This window comes from Corynebacterium doosanense CAU 212 = DSM 45436, from assembly GCF_000767055.1.
Classification (GTDB): Bacteria; Actinomycetota; Actinomycetes; order Mycobacteriales; family Mycobacteriaceae; genus Corynebacterium; species Corynebacterium doosanense.
Window position 1 is genome coordinate 98,929 of sequence record NZ_CP006764.1, and the last position, 20,453, is coordinate 119,381.

The window sequence follows — 20,453 nt, forward strand, 5'->3', positions numbered from 1 at the left end:
CTCGGGCGAAGGAATTTCGCGAAGTCCTGTGTTCTAATTTCCGGGACAGCATCCACTTTTCTCGGGTCGGGAGTTGCCGCATGACTACTACGGTGAAAATCGTGCTCGCGGGTGTCCTCGCGGTCGTACTGGGAGCCGTGGCCTTTGCCACCGCGTACTACTTCTCCAGCACCAGGTCGACAGAAATTCCGCCCGTGAGTTCCGGGGCCGGAGCGCCCTCCCGGGACGATGTCGTGGAAACGTATTCCTCGATTCTTGATCATCCGGGGAGGGCAGGAGTTCCCCGGTGGTGATGACTATGCCCTCACCGGCGCGTACCGGTACTCACTCGTAGAGATGGCCGGGGACGAGATCCCGGAACTGCTCCTGGAGGCGGAGGGTGGCAACGGCAAACATCCTGTCCGGGTCTTCACCACCACGGACGGGGTCAACGTCGTCTCCCCGGAGCAGACCCTTCTCACGTTTGTGGCCACCGCCGGCGGGGAGCGCGCCCATGTCTATGCGGCCCTTGACGGAACCAGGATCTTCCAGCTGACGGGGCAGTCCGTCGGCCCGACGTACCAGGCGGAGGCCTATGCGATGAGTGGCGAGAATCTGGTGTCCACGGGGGAGAAGTTGGATCTGCCTCTCGATGACACCACGACCTTCTCTCCGCTGGAGTGGTTCGACCTCTCCGACCGCGGGCCGCTCGCTGCTCTGGAGCCGACCCTGGCAGGGGATCAACCGGCGACGGCGCCCGCGCCCAGCATCGCGCCTGCCGCGGCCGACAACGTCGTCTCTGGCACGGTGCGGGTCATGAACGCGGCCGAACTCGCGTACTACCAGGGGTTTGAGAGCACCCCCAACGGTGAGACCGAAAAACAGGAGTTCGCAGTTCTCGTACTCGACGAGGCCACGATGTTCACTGCGGCTTCGTCGGGTGGCCCGTCCGTGCCCGACCAGAAGACGGCGACCATCATCGGTCTCGGCGAGCGGGGAGGGCCGTCCGAGCCCTATTACGTCAGAGGTTTCGGCCTCGAGGGCCAGCACTTGACGCTGGCCGCGAACCGGAATGACTGCGGGTGGCCGTCGGACATCAGCTTCCCACTGGGACAACCGCGCTGCACGGGAGGAACCCTTAAGGCTGGTTAACCCTTGGCGCGGGGAGAATTCCCCGATCTGGTCGGTACCGGGCTACCTCCTGTGGTCTAATTCCTGGAACAAGGGAAAACTATGGAGGGAAATTGTCGGATGACTACCCCAGTCAAGATCGCCGTCCTGGGTCTGATCGCCTCGGTGATCGCCTTCTTCGGGACGTATTTCCTCTCCAGCAGTAGGGCAGCAGAAACGTCGGCAAGCCCGGACGCGACCTCGACGCAGGCATCTGCCTCTTCTGCGCCGGCAGAGGGCACGGCTGGCTGCGACACTGAGGGACGAATCGCGGCATATTCGCAGATCCTGGACAACCCCGGTGCCTACGAGTTCCAGAACCCCCGCCCGTCCGGCTTCGCCGGCGAGTACTCCTACGCCCTGGTGGAAATGACGGGCGACGACGTACCCGAGCTGCTTGTCGAAGCCGGAGACAAAGAAAACTACAACCCGGTGCGGGTTTTCAGCGCGGTGGATTGCGACTCGGTGACCGCGCCCGTCGAGACGCTCTTGAACGCTGCTGCCGGTGCCGGCGGGGAACGTGTCACGGTGCTTGCGGCAGCCTCCGGCGACCGGATCTACCAGGCGTGGGGGTTTTCGATCGAGTCCATGCAGCGGCTGGACACCTGGGCGCTGCAGGGACAGACGCTTGCGCAGACCGGTGAGTCGATCCAGGCCCCCGTCTCGGGTTCCCCGGAGGCGCAGGCCATCACGTTCTCCCCGGTCGCGGACCGCGCGCCGCTGGAGGCCTTTGTTCCCACCGTCGCGGCGGCGCAGGCAGCCCCGGCTCCCCAGGCGGAGCCCGCTGCGCCGGCGGCGTCGGGCACTGCGCTCACTGGAACCGTGAGGGTCTTCAACGCGCCGGAACTGGCTCAGTTCCAGGGGCTGAACGGGACTCCGAACGGAGAGGGGCCCGACAAGAAGTTCACAATTCTGGTCCTGGATTCACCGGTCCAGCTGGCGGCTCCGAAATCAGGCAACCCCGAGGGTCCGGTGACCCAGGAGGCCAAGATGGTGCTGCTCAGCGGAAAAGACCCGAGCGCGGGTTCGGAACTGGTCGGCCAGCATGTCACCCTCAATTTCGACGTGAGTGATTGCATGTTCCCCTCGGACACGGGCATGCCGCTGGGTCAACCGAAGTGCTACTCCTACACCGTGAACTAGGTGTGTTCCCGGTCACTGTTCGCTACTGTGAACTAATGAACCGAAAAACATGTCTCCCCGCCGTGGTGGTCGCGCTCGGGCTCGGCGTCACAGCTTGTTCGCCGGCAGAAGAGCAGTCCGCCGCGGAAAGCGGAGCGACCGGCACCACCGTCGCCTCCGAACCCGCCGACCCGACGGGCTGCGACGCCAGCGACGTCGACGTCAGCTCGAGCGGCGAGAACTCCAGCGCAAGCGGGGACATCGCCACGAACCCGGAGGCCGGCACCGGTTTCCGGGAGGGCCTGGAGGCCACTACCGATCACGAATACTCGGCGGTCACGGCCAACCCGCTCGCCACCGAGGCCGCCTGCCGGGTCCTCGCTGACGGCGGAACGGCGGCGGACGCGCTTGTCACGGCCCAGGCGATGCTTGGGCTGGTGGAGCCGCAGTCGTCGGGAATCGGCGGCGGTGGCTACATCCTCTACTACGACGCCGAGACCGGTGAGAAGACGGCCATCGACGGCCGCGAGGTCGCCCCGCTGGCCGCCGATGAAAACTACCTCCTCGGCGCTTCCCCGGATGCGCAGCGCTCGGGCCGCTCGATAGGCGTCCCCGGCATCGTCGCCGCACTCGACCTGGTGCAGTCCGAGCACGGTGAGAAGCAGTGGTCCGAGCTGTTTAACTCGACCCGGCAGACGGCCACCGACGGGTTCACCATCAGCCCGCGTCTGGGTTCGTTGATCGCCGAGTCCACCGAGGATCTCAAGCTCGATCCCGAGGCCGCGGACTACTTCCTCGACGAGGGCCAGCCCCGCGAGGCGGGTGAGACGCTGGTCAACCCCGAGTACGCCGAGACCTTGGCGATGATCGCCGACCAGGGTGCGCAGTCCTTCTACACCGGTGACTTCGCCGCGGACATCGTCACCGCGGCGAGCGACGAGACCGGCGGGCGCACCCCGAGCCTGCTGACCACCGCGGACCTCGCCGGATACACGCCGGCCGCCACCGAGGCGCTCTGCGGGAACTACCGCGACCGCGAAGTGTGTTCCATGCCGCCCTCCTCCTCGGGCGGCATCGCGGTCCTGGAGACCCTCGGCATGCTCAACCACGCCGATCTCGCGACCCTCGCTCCCGACGAGAACGGCATCCCCGACTCCGAGGCAGTGCACCTCATCTCCGAGGCCGAGCGCCTGGCCTACGCCGACCGGGACGCCTACGTCGCTGACCCGGCATTCGTCGACGTCCCGGTGGAGCAGTTGCTCGATCCGGCGTATCTGGCACGTCGATACGCGGAAATCGACCCCGCGCACTCCATGGGGACGGCCAAACCCGGCCTTGACCTGGTGTCGGCCGAGGACCTCCCAGAGCACGGAACCTCGCACATCAGCATCATCGACGCGGAGGGCAACGCCGCGTCCATGACCACCAGCGTCGAGGCGGCCTTCGGCTCCTTCCACATGGTCAACGGTTTCCTGTTGAACAACCAGCTCACGGATTTCAGCGCGGAACCGCTTAACGACGAAGGCCAGCCCGTCGCCAACCGAGTCGAACCGGCCAAGCGCCCGCGTTCCTCCATGGCCCCCGTGCTCGTGTTCGGACCCGAGGGCGAGCTGAACATGGCGCTGGGTTCGCCGGGCGGGTCGCTCATCATCCAGTACGTGATCAAGACCCTGGTCCAACTCATCGACTGGGGCGCGGATCCCCAGGAGGCCGTCGCGAGTCCGAACTTCGGTGCCCTGAACAAGCCGCAGACGGCCATCGGTGGGGAGCACCCGGGATCGCTGGACTCGCTGCAGGCCGGGCTGGAGGAGCGTGGGCACACCGTGGTCACCGATCCGATGACCAGCGGGTTGGGTGCGCTGGTCGTGGACGGCGACAACATCGTCGGTGGCGCGGATCCGCGCCGGGAGGGTGCGGTGCTGGGGCGTTAGGGGCTAGAGGTCGCGGACAAGGTTCGCGATGTCTTCTTCCCTCCGATGATTGAATCGTGAGACAGTCCGGCGGCGAGGCGCGCCAGGGGCAAGCCCGAGCGCGAGGTTTAGGGTCGCGAGGTCGTCGCCCCGGTCATCCGTGGCGCAGTAGTTGAGCAGTTCAGCCACACCCGTAGAAGTCTGGCGATCTGTCGCCGGCTCGATCGTGAAAGTTCCGTCCTGGTCAAAACGCACCCAGACGCGGTCGCCTAGCTTCGAGCCCAGTTCCTGAAGGAATCGGCGGATAGATCCTGTCGTTGCGTTGGTCCTGCCAAAGGCAAGCACTTGCTCACCGAGCGGGGAGGAGAACGTCTTTTTCTCCAATAGTGACAGCTCGAACAGGCCCGCCAGGCTGCGCGGGACGGAGAAGCCGGAACCGCGCAGGTGGTCGTGATTGACGGTGATGAGATGCTGCCAGGTCCCGTCCCGAAAGTACATCGCGGCGTGCTCTTCTGGGTTTGCCTCCGCGACCACCGTCTCGCTGTTGCGGGTGACCAACCCGTCCTCAATGGCAAACTCACCATTGGAGCAGTAGGTGCGCACGGTGGCCTCAGCGATACCGGTCTCCCGGGCTTCTGCCAATAGAGCGTCCAAGGGATAACTCCCGTCGATGTCGACTCGCTGGGCGATAAAGTCCACCACTGTGGTGTATTCGGCTCCGCCCCACTCGACCAGGGCCCACGTCCCTTGTTTGATCCGGTGAAAGCGCTCGTCAGAGGACATGGCGTTGCTCAGATATGCGACGTTTCCATGGCTGATGGACTCAATGAGCTCTTCTGCCGTCATCGGTTTGCCAGCGACGGAAAGCACAGCCGCTGCCCGATCACCGATGCTCCTGGTGCGGGTGAAGAGGAGACCATCCCTTAGCTCCGATCCGGGCAGGAGCGAAGCAACCCAGTCTGCGCGATCGCTGGTGTCAGCAGGCCCGACGTCGTCCAAGTCCTCCCAGGAAACGACCCCGTAGCTGTCTGCCTTGGATGTCGCAGCCTCCGTGAGCTCAGCGTGGGCAGTAGTCGATTCCACCCAGCCGTCCCGCAGGTGGATCGAGATCGAGTGGGCAATGAGGTAGTCAAAAAGGGTGAAACCGGGTTCTACGGGGATGGAAAGGTCAGGGTTGGCGGCCAGGAAGTCTGCCTTGCGCACTGGTCGATCTACCCGGTGGGGGAGTGCGGCGGAGTGGAGATTGAGAGCGTCCGCGATCTCAGCCCGGACCCGTTTCTCCAGCTGTCGGATTCTTTCGCGCGTGACACCCCAGGTCTCACCGACCTCTTCCAGGGTCTTTGTATCGGTGAGCACCCGGGAGGCGGCAATATCGCCAAAGCGTGTGTCCGAGTCGAGGATGGTGGCGATCTTCGCCGCGACATCTCGTGCGAGGCGTTCTCGTGTGGCCGTGGCTCGGTCTCCCAACCGCTGCTCGGCCAGGAGGATTTCATCGGGCGCGTCTGAGAGGACGTCGCTGAGACCACCGTTGACGAGGGCCAGCCAGTCGAACACACGTGATTCATCGGAAGGCACAACGGGCGCGGGCTCGTCAGCGAGGACATCCTCGGTGACAAATGGATTGGTTGGGAAAGAAAGCTGATCTGTTTCTTCGACCCCATCGGTCGCGCTGAGCATGACCGCGTGCACGATATCGCTGATGCTCTTAGCGCCGAGGCCGGCTATGTCACGGAGATCGATTACCGCGGCCGCCAGTGGCTGCGGGTGGCGGTTGAACCATCGACGGATGGCCACTCGACTCTGATCGATTCCCTCCGGAATATGGCCAGTGTTCAGGCGCGGGGAGATTTCCGCGAGAGGGAGCGTGGAGAACCGGTTTACCCAGGAGTTCACTAACACGGAAAGATCGTTGGTCGCCTCACCGAACCAGGGGAAAATGCCCGTGAAATCCGGGTTCTCCGCGGGCTCGTCGACGTAGATGTCCGCTCCCTCGCCCTGCGTCACCGGGTGGTCTCCGATCAACTGCGCCAGTTCGGGTTCGGAGATGATGGGGACACCGTAGTCGCGGGCTTTTTTCGCTTTTCCGCTCCGTGATTCGGGATCTGCGGCGACCAGTGCGCAGGACTGCTTCGTGATCCCGCCGACTGAGTAACCCAGTGCAACAACCCGCTGCTCCCAGGACTCGCGAGGCATCTCCAGCTCGCCGGTGAAGGAGATGCGCCCGCCAGGCACCAGCGCTACCTGAGATAGTCCACGCGAGGAGGACAGGAGCTTGTCGACGACAGTCGCAGCCACATCGAGTGACTCGGCTGCACGTCTGATCAGGGATTCCTCCTCCCCGGTGAGAATGCCGTCAGCCCAGGCGGTGATGGCCATGCGCTTGATCATCGATTCGTGGATCCTCGTAGCTTCCTCGCGGGTCAGCCCGAGAGCGGATGCCTTGGAGACGAGGAGTTCGAGTTCGGAATCGGTGAGCACACCGTCGTCAAGCGCCGAAATAAGAAGCTGCTGGTACGCGTCTGTTTCCGGCTGTCCGGTACGAACCGGACGGGGAAGCACCGCGGCGCCTTCGAGCTGAAGAAGCGCTCGATCGACTTCGAGGGGCTCAGCGGCGACGGGGGCACCGCGATCAACCAGCTCGTAGAACAGCGATGCGGTGGCCACTGCGTCGGCCAACGCGTTGTGCGCGGCTTCATTCCGAATACCGGATAGGGCGAGAGCGTCGGAAAGTTTGGAGGGGGAGCCGGGAAGGAGCAGCTTGGACAACCTCATCGTGTCGATCACCCACGCCGCAGCCGGTGGCAGCGGGTGACCGAGACGAGCAAATTCCTGGTTGAGCATTCTGGCGTCGAAAGATGCATTGTGGGCCACGATGACACGGCCGTTAATGAGCTCGGCGACGCGACTGGCTACTTCATCGAAATGCGGCGCACGGGCCACCATCGCCGGTGTGATGTGGTGGACAAACGAGTTGTGAATGGCCCGGTCCGGCTGAATGAGGGACTCGAAGCGGCTCTCCTCGTTGCCGTTGTCGTCAAAAGTGACGATGCCGACCTCGATGATGCGATCGGACTTGGAGAATCCGGTGGTCTCAACGTCGAGGACGGCGACCGGGTGCGGTGTCAAAGGCATGCGCCGAACTATACGAGTCTGGGTGGACACCGTCGCCGGGAATGTTCGAAAACGGGATTAAGCCCCGGCGGCGTGCAGGAGCGCCTCCCGCAGTTCCCTGTCCACGGCGTAGATGCCCACGCCGCGAACGCCCCGGGTCAGCAGCACGTTGAGCTGGTTCCTCAGCAACGACTCGCTCACGTCGAGCCTCTCTTCCTTTCCACCCAGAACGACCTTGCGGCGGTTGACCACATTGGGGTTCTGACTTTCGGACTTGGCAAACACAATCTGTCCGTCGCGGTACTGGACCGAGGGGCCGATGATCACTCCGGCGTAGTTGAGGTCGAAACCTTGGATGGTGAAGATGGAGCCCACCTCCTCCACGGTGCTGGGACGCTCGGCCCAGGACAGCTTCTTCTCGGCCCGGGTGTAGCGACCCTGGTTGTTCCACGGGAGGCGGAAGTTCTGATCGGGGATGACCACGTCCCAGGTGTCGCTGTCCGCAGGTGTGGACTTGCCCGAGGAGAACTTCCAGTCGTAGGTCGCGATCAGTCGGGAGAGGCCCTTCTCGATCTCGCTGCCCTGGCCCGACTTCTCCCGCACCTTCTCATGCAGCAGCTCCGGAGAGTCGAAGACCTCGATCCGGTACCTGTCGTTCGTGGGGATCGGGTTGACGACACCCCGGGACACCAGGTCGTTGATCCACGTTTCTGCCGGGCCGTCGGAGTCGATCCGCATCTGCTGGGTGAGGGGAATGACATTTTTCTCACCGGCCCGGGTGCGGAGCTCGCCCAGCTCCGACTCGCTCCAGTACTGATTGCCGGCCAGGACCTGCATCGGGTCGAAGACGGCGACGACCACCCGGGCCAGGGACAGGATGTCCATGAGCTGATTCTTGCCCTGGTAGGACTGTTTGCCCTGGGTCCACAGCAGGTGGGCTTCGTCGACAAGGACGACGTCGGCGATCTTCCCGCTGCGCTGGTGCTCGTTGATGAACTTGGTCGGTTTCATCACCAGCGGGTTTTTCTTGTTGCCCATCCCGAGCTTCTCCGCGATGTCCTGGTAGACGCGGACCTGCTCGTCGTGGTTGACCAGAAGATAGGTGTCGAAACCGTCTTCGGGCGCCAGCGCCGCACCGTCCGAGAACTCCTGGTGGATGTCGTAGAAGACGCTGCTGAGCAGCACGGTCTTGCCGGTGCCCGCGCCGCCTTCGACGAGGACCAGCTCAGATTTCGTCTGCTCACGGTGGTCCTCCTCGATGACGAGCGCCTGATTGACGGCGTCGAGAATGCGAAGCTTGGCGGACACCTGCTGCTCGTTGAGTCGGTGGAAGGGCGATGCCTTGAACAGAGCCGAATCCCGCACGAGGCGCTCGAGAGGGAACAGTTTCTTGTCGTGCTTGCGGAGCCCTCGCCAGATCTGTTGGAACGTCTCCTCCGCGTACGCCCGGGGGAAGTAATCGGTTTGAATGTTGCGGCGACCGTTCTGCATCTCGATACCGAGTTCGGCGGAATCGACATCGTCGATAGCCGACATGAACAGCATCAGTCGATCCTCGATGTCGAGGGTCAGGGATTTGTTGAACAGGGTGTGGCCGATGACCACGATGGTGGTGTCATTGTCACGGAAGGTCTGCCACTTGAGAGAGGCCCTCTGCCGAGCGGTGAAGTTCTCGGGGAGGAGTTCCCCGCTCTCGATGTTGAGCCGGACATTGTCGATCAGCCGGGGGTCGGAGAGCAGATGGGTGCGGGTGCGCTGTTCAAAGCTGTTGGTCTCACCGACGTAGACCTTGTACCCGTCCGGTGTATTCGCGTAGATGATGTAGACGGTGGGGTAGTTCAGCAGGAGCGATCGCACCTCAAAAGTGTCCTGTGCAACCTCCGCGAGGAACGCGGCCAGCGCTTCGCTGGTGTACGGGAAGCCCCTGACCACGGTTCGAGCGCGCAGGTTGAGTTCGGCCACAAGTCCTCTTTCGTGTCATGCCCGTCCGCATCCTGTCGAGCCGCCGGACCCTGAGTTTCCCCGACAGCTTACCCGAGCCCTACTCCCGCCCCTGCCCCTCCAGCGGCTCGATCGGGAAGATGCCGCCGCCGTTTTCGATAGTGCGTTGGATGAAATCGGTCAGATCCATTCCCGAGGCGGTGGTCCCGGGCTCGACCGGGCCGGAGCAGTCCGAGGGCTCACTCGAGAGACAGAGCGGGTGGCGCAGCTTCGTAACCCCGTCATCCTGACTCCGGTCGAAGCCGATCATCATGGAGTAGCGCTCGGAGTGCTGGAGTTCCAGGTTGCCGTCACGGAGCAGGGCGTCGACCAGCTGGGCGATGGCGCGGGTGGAGTGGTTCCACTGGTGGTGGATTACTTCGTCGGATTCAACCGTGATCCAGTTTCCGTCGACGGCGATGATCTCGGCCGGGCGGAACGTGTTTTTCTGTAGCCCCTGTTTGGTCTGGATCCAGTGGACTTTGTGGCCGGACTTGAAGAACGCACAATCGTCGGGGGCCTCGTTGAGGTGATCGTCGATGTAGCGCTGGAACATGGTGAAAGTGGACAAGGGAAAGCTCCTTGAGATCGCATTCTTCCGCCCGGTCGGATGACCGCGCAGCCGATCTTCCCTCAGGGGCACCGTGAGCGATTCGCGGTTGCCAGTCGGCGTGAGCTGAGGGCCTGATAGCCGAACTTCTTGATCGTGGTCGAGACCATAGCACACCATAGACCAAGCTGTCTAGTGCTAGTCTTCGGGGCATGTTCAAACCCCTCACCCCGCAACAGTGCGATGTCATCACCGCGATGATCACCAACGCAAAGCTTTTCGACGGCGGCGAGGTCGACGCTGCGCGGCGAAACGGCTGGCTGGAGGGCGTCGACAAGCTCAGCCAGGGCGAGCCGTGCCCCTGCGGCATGTGCCCCTCGGTGCAGCTGCTTTTCGACGGCCGCCCGACCCCCGAGTCCAGCCCGCGCACCGTGTTGTCCGCCGAGGGGTTCAACTCCGTGGTGCTACTGTTCATCGACGACGACAAGCCGTCCTACCTGGAGATCGCCGAGTACGGCGAGGGTGGCGGCGGCATGCCTCGGGCTGGGCAGCTCGAGTTCTAGTGCCGGCTCAGGGCGTTGGTCTTAAGGGCGCCTTCTGAAAGCTCGCCGTCTTAGGAACGCGTCCTTAAGACCAACAGTCGCGATGTGCCGCCTCCGATGGTCTTGCCAAGACCGCGTGCTTGAGGAAGGCGTCCTTAAGACCAACGCAGACGGGGGTCCGCAGACCTGGCCCGGCCGAAGCGAACCACGGGGCAAGCGCCCGTCGAGAAGCGTCCTTCTATTTCCCGGGGACGAAGGGGGCCTTGCGGTATTCGCGAAGCAGCGCGCGGCCGTCGGGGCCGTAGATCGTGGGCACGCCCTCGCGGTTGGTGCGGGGAGGGCCGGTCAGGGAGCTCATGGTGCCGTGGGAGAGCATGTGCTCGGTGGGGGTGAGCTCGCGGATCGCGATGCCGGTGACCACGTCGGGGTGCTCGATGACCAGGTCGCCGTAGTTGAGGGGGTCGTGCTGGCCGTTGTCGCCGACGAGGATCCACCTGACGTTGGGGTAGTCGATGACGAGGTTGCGCAGCTGGACCTTCTTGTGTTCGGAACCGTTGCGGAACAGGCCGGTCGGGGTCGGCCCCCAGTCGGTGAGCAGGAGGGGACCCTGGGGCAGGCCCTCGTCGGCGATGAAGTCCTCCAGCGTGGAGAAGGTGTTCCAGGCGCCAGTGGAGAGGTAGAAGACCGGGGCGTTGGGGTGGTCCTTGAGTAGTTCCCGGTAGAACTCCGCCATGCCGGAGATGGGCTGGCGGTTGTTGGTCTTCTTCACCCAGGAGTTGTATGCGGCGTTGAACGCTCGCGGCAGGTTGGTGACCATGATCGTGTCGTCGATGTCGGAGATGAGGCCGATGGTCTCCTCGGGGGAGGTGATGAGCACCTTCGCCTTCACCGGGCGGGCGTTCTCGCCGGTGACGTCGACCTCGCGCCAGCCGGGTTCGAGGCCGTGGCGGTCGAGGGAGACGTCGAAGTAGCCGTTGGAGTCGGTGAAGGTCTCCACGCTGACGTCACCGACCCTGACCTGCACGGGGTGATCGCCGACCTGAATGGTGAAGAACTGCCGGTAACCGCGCTGGGCCTCGTAGGCGAAGCTTCCGGACTGTCGAACCTTGGTGTCGTTGGCGTCGGAGAAGCTGGGGTCGTCCATCAGCACGCGGCCGATGACGTGGACGCGCTCCGTCGTGCCGTACCCGGTGTACGGAATGATCTGGGGAACCCAGCCGGCCGCGGTCTTGCGCCGGACGCCGTATTCGTTGATCTTGTTTTCCGCGGTGCGGACGAGGTCTGAAAATCCCATGACTGCGAGAATACGTGCCGGGCGGGAAAACGTTAGCCAGCGCGTACCCGGTTCTGGTTTTAGACTGGTAACTATGGCAACCCGATTCGACGAGATCCCGGGCGTCGGCCGCCCCGCTCGCGACGCACTGAACCAGGCAGGCTACCCGTACCTCGAATCCCTCGACGGGGTGGACTACAAGGAACTGCTCAAGCTGCACGGCGTGGGCAAGCGCGGCCTCGAGCGGCTCCAGGCCGCGCTCGTGGAACGCGGTTGGCGGATGGTCGGCGCCCCCAAGGCGGAGAAACGTGACGCCACGTGGACCGAGGGTCACACCGGCGTCAACACGGAGGACTACGCGGGAGGGCTTAGCGACGCCTCCCCGGCCGACTACGTCTCGGCCCTGGAGTCCGCCCGCCGGGTGCGTCACGGAAAGGAACTGCTGGAGCTCTTCGGCCGGGCCACGGGTGCCGAGCCCCGAATGTGGGGCGACACCATGATCGGTTACGGCGAGCTGCACTACGAGTACGCCACCGGCCGAGAGGGCGACACCTTCAAGGTGGGATTCAGCCCGCGCAAGGCCGCGATCTCGCTGTACGGCCTGCCGCAGGAGAGCCCGCTGATGAAGAAGCTGGGAAAGTACAAGGCCGCGGTGTCCTGTGTGTACATCAACAAGACCGAGGACGTGGACCTGGACGTTCTGGAGGAGCTGGTGCGCGAGGCGTGGAAGGCCGCTCCGGGCCAGGGGTGTTAGGGCGCGCCGGCAGCTAGCCGAAAGCCGGGTGGTACCTGACCTCGCCGGACGGAAAGCGGGTGTCCGTGATCTTGCGGGCGCGGAAGTACTCCGGCGGCGGGCCGGGGTAGGTGAGCAGCTCGGTCTGCACAAAGCCGAAGCGCTGGTAGAAGGCCGGTTCGCCGAGCACCACCACGCCGCCAGCGTCCCCGCGGTCCAGGGCCGCGAGTGCCCAGACCATGAGCAGGGAGCCGATGCCCTTGCCCTGCACATCAGGCGCCACGGCGATCGGGCCGATTCCGAACCAGCCGCCGGTGCCGTCCTCGATGGTGACGGGGGAGACCGCGACGTGCCCGACGATACGGCCGTCGACCACGGCGACGAGGGAGACGGACAGCGCGTCGGCGTCGCGGAGCCTGCGCACGATGCCCGCCTCCGACTGGTCTGAGTGTTCGACGTCGGCGAAGGCGGTGGTGATGATCTCCTCGATGGCGGGGATGTCGGCGTCGGTCTCCCGGCGGATCGTCACGTTCTCCATGGCAGTCATGACCTAGAGCTTAGGCCGGCCTCGCCGCCCGGAGACAGTCTTGTGCCCGGGGATCCAGAAGCGGTAGAGCGCGTCGACGTTCTTGGAGATGCCGATCCGCGGCCCACGTACCCACTCCGGCTCCTCGACACGCTCGGTGAGCACGAAGTCCGGGCCGGTGACCGTCGCGTGATTGTCGGTGAGGTCGAAGGCCAGGGCCTGGCCCACGTTGCCCGGGCCCTGGGCGAGGCGGTGGAAGGGGACGTCGCCGCGCCGGGCGTAGGCGAGATCCAGGCCGTCGATAATTTCTCCCGCCCGCAGCAGACACCCCTGACCCGTGCCCTCCGGGGCGCAGACGATGTTGCCGGCGCGGTGGATGCCGTAGGAGAGGTACACGTACATGTGCCCGCCGGGACCGAACATCGCGGCGTTGCGGGGTGTGATGCCGCGGGCGGTGTGCGCCGCGGGATCTCCGGTGCCGAGGTAGGCCTCCACCTCGGTGATGCGCATGGTCACGCCGGCGTGTGTCAGTGTCGCACCGAGCAGCTGCGGGGCGACGACATCGGCAGGGTCCTCGAAATTGATCACGCAGGGAGCCTAAATCACTAGGGTGGGCTCATGACCACCGCCCTCTTCGACCTCACCGGTGTGCTCCTGCGCACCCCCTCCCCGGCAGCGCTGGCGGGGATCGAAGAGGTCGTGGGCACCGCCTCATTCTGGCCCGACTACGCGGATCTGCGCCCGCAGCTCGACCTCGGCGAGTTCGAGGAACGCCACTACTGGGACTCCATCGCCACACGCGGCGGGCTCGCTCCCTTCGACACGGCGGCCGCAGTCGCCGCGGACTGGGCCGCCTACCTCGAGGTCGACGGTGCGGCCCTGGCAGTGGCCCAGCGGGCGCAGGTCGCCGGCCACGCGTGCGGGATCGTCGCGGATGTACCCACCGGCTTATCGACGATCATGCGCACCGAGTTCCCCTGGCTCCGCTCCTTCGTGGCGGTGGTGCTCTCCTGCGACATCGGACTGCCCGCCGCCGACCCCCGCTCCTTCCAGGTCGCGCTGGAGGTCATGGGCGCGAGTGCCAAGGGATCGCTCTACGTTTGCGCTGATCCTTCTGCGCTCGCGGCCGCGGAAGAGGCAGGATTGACGGCGGTAACCTATACCGGACCCGAAAGTGTGGAGGAATTCCTGTGATCATCCGACCGTTCGGCGGCAAGACGCCGCGCATCCACTCGTCCGCGTTCATCGCGCCGGGAGCCGTCATCGTCGGTGACGTCGAGATCGGCCCCGACGTGTCCGTCTTCTACGGCGCGGTCCTGCGCGCCGACGTTGGCAGCATCGTCGTCGGTGCCCGATCCAACATCCAGGACGACTGTGTGTTCCACGTCGACCGCGACGCCGACTGCGTGCTCGGCGAGGACGTCACCGTCGGCCACCAGGCGCTGGTGCATGGTGCGGTCGTCGGCGACGGCGCCCTGATTGGCATGGGCGCGCGGGTGCTCTCCCGCTCCCGGGTCGGGGCCGGGTCGCTCGTCGCCGCCGGCGCGGTGGTGCTCGAGGGGTTCGAGGTGCCTGAGCGGGTGCTGGTGGCCGGAGTACCGGGCAAGGTGCGCCGGGAACTGTCTGCCGAGGAGTCGGCCGCGTTCATTCCGCACGCCGGCCGCTACGTCGATCTGGGGCGCGAGCACGCCGGGCTGGGGGAGTCGCTGACGCTCGACGAGGTGCGGTACTCCTAGGCCGGGGTCGATCCTGCGCCCGGACTCATACCAGCGACAGCGGATCCCGCAGCAGCGCGTCGAGGGCGACGGCGCGGGCGATGGCCCGGACGAACTCGCGGTGCGTCGGGATCAGGCGCAGGCTCACACTCTCCGCGGCCGGGCCCAGGGCCGCCCGGACGGTGCGGGCGAACCTGCCTGGCGCCAGGGGGTCGTCGATGAAGGCGGAGCCGGCCACCACGACGGTCGACGGCGCGCGGTCGGCGATGAGGTCGGCAGCGAGCTCGCCGAGGCCGGTGGCGCGGGTGTCGAGAAGCTCGCGTGCCTCGCCCGAGGCCACGAGCTCGGACAACGTGGCGGCCCCGGTGCCGGCGAGCAGGCCCGCGGTGGGCAGGATCGAGTCGTCGGCGAGCGGGACGGAGACCTGCGTGACCCCCATGGGCCCGGAGACGGCGGCGCCGATGGAGTCGTCGGCGAACAGCGCCAGGGCCACGGAGGGTTCGTCGGCGAACTGGGTGTCCGCGTCCTGCAGCTCGGCGCCTAGGAAGGCGGGGACGGCCGCCGAGATCGTGGCCGGGATGGAGAACTGGTAACGCAGGCGGGCGGCGATGTCGACGTCGACCCAGCCCAGCGAGGGGGCGTGGATGCGGCCGTCGTCACGCACGAAACCCGGGAACGTCACCCCGAGGGTGCGCAGCGGCCGGTCAACCCCGGCCGTGAGGCGGTTGAGGCCCGCGATGAGGTGCTCGACGACGTCATCGCCGGCCATCCGGCTGACGGGCAGGTCGGTGTCGATTTCGCGGATGGTGCGGCCGCGGACGTCGAAAAGCCCGATGTACGTCGAATGGGTGCCCACCGCGAGCCCGGCGTGGGTCCAGTCCTCGCCCGTGACCTGCAGGGGGACGGTGGGGCGGCCGCGGCCGTGGGAACGGGTGAGGTCGGTGCGCTGGGTGGCCAGGCCGACGTCGAGTAGCGAGGCCACCGCGCGGGTGATGGTGGGTTGGGAGAGGCCGGTGGCCTCGATGAGGTCGGACCGGGTGGTCAGGGACTGCTGGCGCATGAGGAACAGGCACTTCGCCGCCGGGGTGGCGGGGAGTGCGAAGACGGGTTCCGGGCGGCGCATGACACCCAGCATAGCCCGCCCGATAGACCGCGTTGTCTACGACCCCCGTTCGAAAATAGACCGCTTGGTCTAAGGCGTGGCGGCGGGCAGCCCCGCGAGGAAACGATCGTCACCCTTGTAGGGCTCCTCGCCCCGGAACCAGCGGCGCACCAGCTCGGTGACCTCGTCGGCGTCGGCGATAAACGCGTGGCGGTGATCGGTGGCCTCGTCGAAACCCTTGCGGAACTCGAGGACAAAACTCTCCGCGGTGGGGCGGTAGCTCAGCTGGCAGTAGTGGTACTCGTCGGCCTCGAGGTCGCTGTAGGTGACAAACTCCTGCAGGCCGTCCGGATTGTCGGGGTCTCCCTCCGTGACCTGACGATGCCGGATCTGCTCCACCACCTGGGGAATCCTGCTCGGCGACGCCCACGGGGCAGAGGTGTTCCACTGCTGCGTGCCGATGTTGCGCACCTCGTCGCCGAACGCCAGGGTCTCGAACGAGCCGTCCCAGATGACCACCAGCCCGTGGGGCAGGACATGCTGGCGCAGCTCGATGAACGTGTCATCCATGTCGTGCTCGGGAATCTCCAGCTGCGCCACCTTGAACCCGGCGATGAACGCGTCGAACTCCTTCCGGGCCACGACCTCGTCGAGCGCCCGGCTCGAGCGGGGGGAGTCGTTTCGCCGCTTGTCGACGACCTCCGCAGCCAGCTCCCTGGGATCAACCTCCGCCACCAGGGCCTGGGTGTCCTCGTTCGGTTCGAGAATCAGTAGCGAATAGGTGCTCATGGGTGGTCCCCTCGATCGACGTTCACTGTCGCCCGAACTCTACCCAAGCGAGCGCACCAGCCGGGGCAGGATCTCCGCCGAGGTCCCGTCCACGTAGGCGTCGACATATCGGGTGAGATCCGTGCGCGCGGGTGAGACCTCGATGACGGGGATCCCACGTTCCACGGCGATGAGCGGCAGGGACGCCGCCGGGAACACCACCCCGGAGGTGCCCACGATGATCACCGCATCCGCCGAGCGCATGTGCTGCTCCGCGCGTTCCCACTCCCGCGCGGGCAGCGCCTCGCCGAACCAGACCACCCCGGGCCGGATCAATCCGTCACACGACGGACAGCGTGGGGGAGCGAGGGCGGGCACGGGGTCGTCGAGAAGCGTCGGTTCCTGCTCCCAGGGCTGCCCGCAGGAGGAGCAGCGGAAGTCGAACAACGAGCCGTGCAGGTGCGTGACGTCGGCGGAACCGCCGCGCTCGTGGAGGTCGTCGATGTTCTGTGTGGTCACGCTCACCTCGCGGGTGCGCGCGAGATCGGCGAGCGCCCGGTGGCCGGCGTTGGGCTCCGCGCGCCGCACCAGCGAGGCGCGCCAGAGGTACCAGGCCCACATCTCCTCCGGGCGCACCGCCCACGCGTCGATGCTGGCCATGGCGGTCGGGTCGACGTTCTCCCACACCCCGGTCTCGGCGTCGCGGTAGGTGGCGATGCCGGAGTCCGCCGACATGCCCGCGCCGCTGAAGACATGAATGTGCCGGGCGCCCTTGAGCAGGTTCAGTGCCTCGTCCATGACCGCCATCCTACGGGTGGAGAAAACGTCCACGTCACGGTTAGGATGACCCGTTATGACTGCAGAGTTTCACGAGTCTGACGGCCACACCCGGTCGGACTCAACCACGGATGCGGGCCGCCCACCTTCGCTGCTCGACGCCACCTGTGACGGATACGTCTACGACCTCGCCGCCCTGAGCCCCACCGACGCCACCGCCTGGGGCATCGAGGGATACGACGGACAGCTGCAGGACTTTTCCCCGGACTACTGGGACGCCGTCGCCGAGCGCACCCGCGAAATGCTCGCCGACGTCGACGCGCTCAACGACGGCACGGACGACTCCGACGACGAGGACGATTTCGACAAGGTCGACCACGTCACCGCCGCCATCCTCAACGAACGCCTCGGCCTCGAGGTGGATCTCCACCACCGCGGCGAGTACCTGCGACTGCTCAACAACATCGACTCTCCCGTGCAGACCATCCGGGACTCCCTGACACTCATGCCCAACGAGACGGCGGATGAGCTGGACAACCTGCGTTCGCGGATGTCCCGGATCCCCCGCGCGTTGGAGGGCTACCGCGAATCCCTCACCGAGGCGGCCGGCCAGGGCTACGTCGCCCCCCACCGGCAGATCGACGCCGTCATCGACGAGTGCGAGTCCCTGGCCAAATCCGAGTCCCTCCTCGAGACCCTGGGTGTCGATCCCGACGGCCACGAGGTCGAGGACGCCAAGGAGGCCTTCTCCCAGCTCGCCGACTGGCTCTCCACCGACCTGGCCCCGCAGGCCAGCCACGAGGACGCCGTCGGCCGCGAGCGCTACGAGCTCTTCTCCCACTACTTCGTCGGCGACCAGGTCAACCTGGACGAGGCCTACCAGTGGGGGCTCCAGCGCCTGCAGGAGATCGTCGCCGAGCAGGAGGCCATCGCCCACGAGCTCTACGGCAACGAGTGCACGGTGCGCGCGGCGTACCGCAAACTCAACGCCGAGGAGCGCTACACCATCCACGGCACCGAGGCACTGCAGGAATGGATGCAGCAGGTCGCCGACGACACCCTCTCTGCCGTCCACGGCACCGAGTTCGCCGTGCCCGAGCAGATCCGCGAGATCAGGGCCCGCATTGATCCCGCCGGCACCGGCGGCATCTTCTACACCCCGCCCTCCGACGGCTTCGCCCGCCCGGGACAGATGTGGTGGTCCATTCCCGCGGGCCAGGAGACCTTCCACACCTGGCAGGAGCTGACCACGATCTTCCACGAGGGCGTCCCGGGCCACCACCTGCAGCTCGGCCAGGCGATGACCGAGCCGGACCTCAACCTCTGGCGCCGCGTCGCCTGCTGGAACTCGGGCCACGGCGAGGGCTGGGCGCTCTACGCCGAGTCGCTGATGAACGACCTGGGTTACTTCGAGGACCTGGGCAACCGGATGGGCTACCTCGACTCGCAGCGCCTGCGTGCCGCGCGGGTGGTCCTGGACATCGGCGTCCACCTGAGCAAGAAGGTCCCGGAGTGCACCGGCCTGTGGGACAGCTCCTACGCCCGGTCCTTCCTGCGGGAGAACTCTGCGATGGACGAGGCGAACCTGTACTTTGAGGTCGAACGTTATCTCGGTTGGCCGGGCCAGGCCCCGTCCTACGCGCTGGGCCAGAAGATCTGGCGCGACACCCGGGACGAGGCGCTCGCCCAGGGCCAGACCCCGCTCGAATTTCATACCCGCGCGCTGTCACTCGGCAGCGTGCCCATGTCCATTCTCAGATCAGAGGTGCTCGACTAAATGGCACAGTTCCTGCTTGCGGTCGTCTACGACCCCGACGTGACCGTCACCACCGATACCCGCGCCCCGGAGGAGGCCTTCGCCGCCGTCGACGCGTTCAACTCCGAGCTCATGGACTCCAAACGTTTTGTCTACGCCTGCGGGCTCACCGCCCCGGCGGAGGGAGTCACCGTGACCCCCGAAGGCCAGCTTTCCGACGGCCCCGTCCGCGCCGGCGGCGCCCAGCTCGGCGGCTTCTGGGTCGTCGAGGTGGACAACCGCACCGAGGCCGAGGCACTTGCCGTGCGCGCCGCCTCCGCGTGCGGCCGGGAGATCGAACTCCGCGCCATGCAGGGTTAGTCCTCTCGGCCCTTCCGCCACTTTCCTGTCACCAGGCGGATGACCTGCGGCAGCCACGCCGCGATGAGCAGCACACACAGCAGGCGGATGATCTGGATGGCCACCACCTCCGGACCAGCCCCGCCCTCGGCGCCCAGGGCGAGAACCGTCTCCAGCGCGCCCGGGCTGGTGGCCAGGTAGGCCTCGAAGTAGGTGATACCCAACCAGGGCACCAGCGCCAGCGCCGTCAGCGCACACGCGGCCATGACGACGACGATGAAACCGATGGTCGCGGGCAGGTTCCTGGCGAAGGCCCGCAGCGCCGGTACCGAGAGCGCGCCGCCGCAGACCCAGCCAATGGACATGAACGCGATGATCTGCAGGATCTCCGGGGGCGTCATGCTCAGGCCGTCGGGAAGCACCAGCGAAACCCCGACCGTGATGAGCAGCGGCGCCAGCACGCTGGGCACGGGCAGGCGGATGAGCCGTCCGAGTGGGTCGCCGAGCAGGGCCACGGCCACCACCAGGGCGATCATCCCCCAGTTGTCCTGAACCGAAGCGGTGGGTGCCGCCGCCGCGGAATCCGCGGGGTGCGCCATGAAGCTTGCCGCCACGGGCAGGGTCATGGAGACCGTGAGCAGGCGCAGGTACTGGGCCAGGGCCACGTACCGGGCGTCCGCGCCCACGTCCGAGGCGATGGCCGGCATCATCGACGCCCCGCCGGCGAGCATGGAAAGGATCCCCGATTCCTCGCTGATGTCCTTCTGCGCGCGGGCCAGCAGCAGGCCGCCGGCGATGCCGATGCCCAGCGTGATCACCGCGACAAACAGGCCCGGGGGCAGCAGCCCCGGCAGGTCACGCGGGGGCATACCCACCAGCGGAAGTCCGGCGAGAATGCCGATGATGCCCCGGGCAAAGCGGTAGAAGTGCTGGTTGACGGGGAGTTCTGTGCCCGTGGACAGGGCCATGGCCCCGGAGACGAGAATCGCGCCGAGGATCCACGAGGCGGGCACCTCGAAGTGTGTGAGCACGGCCCCCAGCGCCAGCGAGCCGGGAGCGACGAGCACCCAGCGCAGTGCAGAGGATCCGGAGAGCATGGT

At 66.2% G+C, this 20,453-nt stretch carries 19 protein-coding genes and 1 riboswitch; of the genes, 9 read left to right on the forward strand and 10 right to left on the reverse strand.

The window, feature by feature from the left end:
• Positions 1-255 precede the first annotated feature (255 nt).
• The 3 genes from CDOO_RS00490 (at position 256) to ggt (ending at position 4,202) form a co-directional block, all read left to right on the forward strand.
• The gene (locus CDOO_RS00490) at positions 256-1,131 is read left to right on the forward strand and encodes a hypothetical protein (protein ID WP_018022867.1); all 876 of its coding nucleotides are present in this window, start codon (positions 256-258) and stop codon (positions 1,129-1,131) included.
• 99 nt (positions 1,132-1,230) lie between these two features.
• On the forward strand, positions 1,231-2,292 hold the full coding sequence (locus CDOO_RS00495; RefSeq protein ID WP_018022868.1) for a hypothetical protein: 1,062 nt from the start codon (positions 1,231-1,233) through the stop codon (positions 2,290-2,292).
• Positions 2,293-2,327: 35 nt separating this feature from the next.
• Positions 2,328-4,202, forward strand: a complete 1,875-nt coding sequence (ggt, locus tag CDOO_RS00500; RefSeq protein WP_026159486.1) for a gamma-glutamyltransferase — start codon at positions 2,328-2,330, stop codon at positions 4,200-4,202.
• 3 nt (positions 4,203-4,205) lie between these two features.
• Here the strand turns inward: ggt and CDOO_RS00505 are convergent, their stop codons facing one another.
• From CDOO_RS00505 to CDOO_RS00515, 3 genes are all read right to left on the reverse strand, one after another.
• Entirely contained in the window at positions 4,206-7,313 is a 3,108-nt protein-coding gene (locus tag CDOO_RS00505) for an exonuclease domain-containing protein (protein ID WP_018022870.1), read from the reverse strand.
• 57 nt (positions 7,314-7,370) lie between these two features.
• Positions 7,371-9,254, reverse strand: a complete 1,884-nt coding sequence (locus CDOO_RS00510; RefSeq protein ID WP_018022871.1) for a DNA/RNA helicase domain-containing protein — start codon at positions 9,252-9,254, stop codon at positions 7,371-7,373.
• A 79-nt stretch (positions 9,255-9,333) separates the two neighbouring features.
• Positions 9,334-9,843: a hypothetical protein gene (locus CDOO_RS00515; protein WP_018022872.1), complete on the reverse strand. Its 510-nt coding sequence runs from the start codon at positions 9,841-9,843 to the stop codon at positions 9,334-9,336.
• A 16-nt stretch (positions 9,844-9,859) separates the two neighbouring features.
• Positions 9,860-9,978: riboswitch (SAM riboswitch) on the reverse strand.
• A 56-nt stretch (positions 9,979-10,034) separates the two neighbouring features.
• On the opposite strand from CDOO_RS00515, the gene CDOO_RS00520 reads away from it, so the two are divergent.
• Complete coding sequence (locus CDOO_RS00520) at positions 10,035-10,385, forward strand: hypothetical protein (protein WP_018022873.1); 351 nt, start codon at positions 10,035-10,037, stop codon at positions 10,383-10,385.
• Positions 10,386-10,602: 217 nt separating this feature from the next.
• Here the strand turns inward: CDOO_RS00520 and CDOO_RS00525 are convergent, their stop codons facing one another.
• Positions 10,603-11,658: an App1 family protein phosphatidate phosphatase gene (locus CDOO_RS00525; protein WP_018022874.1), complete on the reverse strand. Its 1,056-nt coding sequence runs from the start codon at positions 11,656-11,658 to the stop codon at positions 10,603-10,605.
• A 73-nt stretch (positions 11,659-11,731) separates the two neighbouring features.
• Here CDOO_RS00525 and CDOO_RS00530 point away from each other — a divergent pair, with 73 nt between their 5' ends.
• Complete coding sequence (locus CDOO_RS00530) at positions 11,732-12,391, forward strand: DUF1801 domain-containing protein (protein WP_018022875.1); 660 nt, start codon at positions 11,732-11,734, stop codon at positions 12,389-12,391.
• 13 nt (positions 12,392-12,404) lie between these two features.
• On the opposite strand, the gene CDOO_RS00535 is transcribed toward CDOO_RS00530, so the two are convergent.
• Positions 12,405-12,917, reverse strand: coding sequence for a GNAT family N-acetyltransferase (locus tag CDOO_RS00535; protein WP_245616230.1), 513 nt, complete (start codon positions 12,915-12,917; stop codon positions 12,405-12,407).
• Positions 12,918-12,920: 3 nt separating this feature from the next.
• A complete protein-coding gene (locus CDOO_RS00540; RefSeq protein WP_018022877.1) occupies positions 12,921-13,484 on the reverse strand; it encodes a DNA-3-methyladenine glycosylase in 564 nt (187 codons plus the stop codon).
• Positions 13,485-13,514: 30 nt separating this feature from the next.
• Here CDOO_RS00540 and CDOO_RS13115 point away from each other — a divergent pair, with 30 nt between their 5' ends.
• Entirely contained in the window at positions 13,515-14,090 is a 576-nt protein-coding gene (locus CDOO_RS13115; RefSeq protein WP_018022878.1) for an HAD family hydrolase, read from the forward strand.
• The gene (locus CDOO_RS00550) at positions 14,087-14,632 is read left to right on the forward strand and encodes a gamma carbonic anhydrase family protein (protein WP_018022879.1); all 546 of its coding nucleotides are present in this window, start codon (positions 14,087-14,089) and stop codon (positions 14,630-14,632) included. The genes CDOO_RS13115 and CDOO_RS00550 overlap by 4 nt, the downstream gene beginning before the upstream one ends.
• A gap of 25 nt (positions 14,633-14,657) precedes the next feature.
• Here CDOO_RS00550 and CDOO_RS00555 read toward each other — a convergent pair whose 3' ends face one another.
• The 3 genes from CDOO_RS00555 to CDOO_RS00565 all read right to left on the reverse strand — a co-directional run bounded on the left by CDOO_RS00555 (position 14,658) and on the right by CDOO_RS00565 (position 17,279).
• Positions 14,658-15,734, reverse strand: coding sequence for a helix-turn-helix domain-containing protein (locus tag CDOO_RS00555; protein WP_026159487.1), 1,077 nt, complete (start codon positions 15,732-15,734; stop codon positions 14,658-14,660).
• Between the two features lie 69 nt (positions 15,735-15,803).
• The gene (locus tag CDOO_RS00560; protein WP_018022881.1) at positions 15,804-16,502 is read right to left on the reverse strand and encodes a hypothetical protein; all 699 of its coding nucleotides are present in this window, start codon (positions 16,500-16,502) and stop codon (positions 15,804-15,806) included.
• Between the two features lie 39 nt (positions 16,503-16,541).
• Positions 16,542-17,279: an NAD-dependent deacylase gene (locus CDOO_RS00565; RefSeq protein ID WP_018022882.1), complete on the reverse strand. Its 738-nt coding sequence runs from the start codon at positions 17,277-17,279 to the stop codon at positions 16,542-16,544.
• A gap of 55 nt (positions 17,280-17,334) precedes the next feature.
• On the opposite strand from CDOO_RS00565, the gene CDOO_RS00570 reads away from it, so the two are divergent.
• Positions 17,335-19,035, forward strand: a complete 1,701-nt coding sequence (locus CDOO_RS00570; protein WP_018022883.1) for a DUF885 domain-containing protein — start codon at positions 17,335-17,337, stop codon at positions 19,033-19,035.
• Complete coding sequence (locus tag CDOO_RS00575) at positions 19,036-19,374, forward strand: YciI family protein (RefSeq protein ID WP_018022884.1); 339 nt, start codon at positions 19,036-19,038, stop codon at positions 19,372-19,374.
• Here CDOO_RS00575 and CDOO_RS00580 read toward each other — a convergent pair.
• The gene (locus CDOO_RS00580) at positions 19,371-20,450 is read right to left on the reverse strand and encodes an AbrB family transcriptional regulator (RefSeq protein ID WP_018022885.1); all 1,080 of its coding nucleotides are present in this window, start codon (positions 20,448-20,450) and stop codon (positions 19,371-19,373) included. The two genes, CDOO_RS00575 and CDOO_RS00580, sit on opposite strands and share 4 nt — an antisense overlap.
• Between the last annotated feature and the right edge of the window lie 3 nt (positions 20,451-20,453).

Excerpts from the sequence above, each read along its gene's own strand:
- CDOO_RS00575 (WP_018022884.1), top strand. The coding sequence starts at position 19,036 with ATGGCACAGTTCCTGCTTGCGGTCGTCTACGACCCCGACGTGACCGTC.
- CDOO_RS00560 (WP_018022881.1), bottom strand. The coding sequence starts at position 16,502 with ATGAGCACCTATTCGCTACTGATTCTCGAACCGAACGAGGACACCCAG.
- CDOO_RS00580 (WP_018022885.1), bottom strand. The coding sequence starts at position 20,450 with ATGCTCTCCGGATCCTCTGCACTGCGCTGGGTGCTCGTCGCTCCCGGC.
- CDOO_RS00570 (WP_018022883.1), top strand. The coding sequence starts at position 17,335 with ATGACTGCAGAGTTTCACGAGTCTGACGGCCACACCCGGTCGGACTCA.
- CDOO_RS00555 (WP_026159487.1), bottom strand. The coding sequence starts at position 15,734 with ATGCGCCGCCCGGAACCCGTCTTCGCACTCCCCGCCACCCCGGCGGCG.
- CDOO_RS00520 (WP_018022873.1), top strand. The coding sequence starts at position 10,035 with ATGTTCAAACCCCTCACCCCGCAACAGTGCGATGTCATCACCGCGATG.
- CDOO_RS00525 (WP_018022874.1), bottom strand. The coding sequence starts at position 11,658 with ATGGGATTTTCAGACCTCGTCCGCACCGCGGAAAACAAGATCAACGAA.
- CDOO_RS00505 (WP_018022870.1), bottom strand. The coding sequence starts at position 7,313 with ATGCCTTTGACACCGCACCCGGTCGCCGTCCTCGACGTTGAGACCACC.
- CDOO_RS00495 (WP_018022868.1), top strand. The coding sequence starts at position 1,231 with ATGACTACCCCAGTCAAGATCGCCGTCCTGGGTCTGATCGCCTCGGTG.
- ggt (WP_026159486.1), top strand. The coding sequence starts at position 2,328 with ATGAACCGAAAAACATGTCTCCCCGCCGTGGTGGTCGCGCTCGGGCTC.
- CDOO_RS13115 (WP_018022878.1), top strand. The coding sequence starts at position 13,515 with ATGACCACCGCCCTCTTCGACCTCACCGGTGTGCTCCTGCGCACCCCC.
- CDOO_RS00535 (WP_245616230.1), bottom strand. The coding sequence starts at position 12,917 with ATGACTGCCATGGAGAACGTGACGATCCGCCGGGAGACCGACGCCGAC.
- CDOO_RS00530 (WP_018022875.1), top strand. The coding sequence starts at position 11,732 with ATGGCAACCCGATTCGACGAGATCCCGGGCGTCGGCCGCCCCGCTCGC.
- CDOO_RS00565 (WP_018022882.1), bottom strand. The coding sequence starts at position 17,279 with ATGGACGAGGCACTGAACCTGCTCAAGGGCGCCCGGCACATTCATGTC.